The sequence below is a fragment of the Pelosinus sp. sgz500959 genome, from assembly GCF_042610375.1.
In the GTDB taxonomy this organism is placed as follows: Bacteria; Bacillota; Negativicutes; order DSM-13327; family DSM-13327; genus CTSoil-075.
Genome location: NZ_JBGJZL010000041.1, coordinates 1 through 1,064, shown reverse-complemented (window position 1 = coordinate 1,064; position 1,064 = coordinate 1). Strand labels below are relative to the sequence as shown.

Annotated in this window: 1 protein-coding gene; it reads left to right on the top strand. The window is 39.0% G+C overall.

Annotated features, from left to right (window positions below; all coding sequences use genetic code 11):
• The coding region (locus ACAN52_RS21840) for a flagellar hook-basal body complex protein (RefSeq protein ID WP_378957255.1) at positions 1–1,064 on the top strand (1,064 nt) is incomplete at both ends.

Sequence of the window (1,064 nt, the reverse complement as noted above, 5' to 3'; positions counted from 1 at the left end):
GGGTTGCAAAATCATCAAACTCGTATGGATGTAATCGGTAATAATATCGCTAACGTAAATACAGTTGGTTTTAAAGCGAGTCGTGTTAAATTTCAAGATGTTTTTAGCCAAACGATGCAAGGGGCAACAGGAGCTTCAGGAAATCTTGGCGGTACGAATCCTGTACAAATTGGTATGGGGGTAGGAGTAGCGAGTATTGATACCATTTTTACGGATGGTAGTTTACAGACTACTGGTAAATCAACAGATTTAGCTATTACAGGAAAAGGATTCTTCGTGTTGTCCAATGGAACGGATGAAGTTTACACTCGTGCTGGTGGTTTTGATTTTGATACAGCTGGGAATTTTATTGTGCCGGGCACTGGCTATAAAGTTCAAGGGTGGACAGCGGATAGTACAGGAGCTATTAATACCAGTAGTACAGCAACTGATATTAAGATTCCAGGTGGTACGCAAATGCCGAATAAATTGACAACAGGGATTGATTATACCAACAATTTATCTGCATCGGATGCCATCGGAACTACAATCGTTAGTTCGACAAATGTCTATGATTCTCTTGGAAATCCACAAAAAGTAAATCAAACCTTTGTTAAAGAATCGGATAATACATGGCTAGCATCAACAGGTGTACCAGGAAGTAGTATTACAGCCGGTGGTTTATCAAGAATTACATTTACCAAAGATGGTGCATTAAAAGATATTAGTACGATTACAGTCACTCCAATTCCAACCGCTGCTGTCACAATTCCTGATGGCTCAGCAACCAATCCAACAACCTTACAACTTAATAACACATTAAATTCAGTGAATAAATCGGTTTATACTGTATTTGATAAAAATAATATACCTCATGAAGTACAAGTAGCATTTACCAATACAGCTCCTAACCAATGGAGTTATAGTGTGACTGACTTAGCCAATCCGAATGCGGCTGAATTAACACGAGGTACAACGACATATAGTGGTACCGCTCCAACTGGAGGTTATACTAACTTCCCAATTTCCTTTACATTAGCGGGAACAACTAATCCTATAACTATTAATGCACCATCTGCTGCATC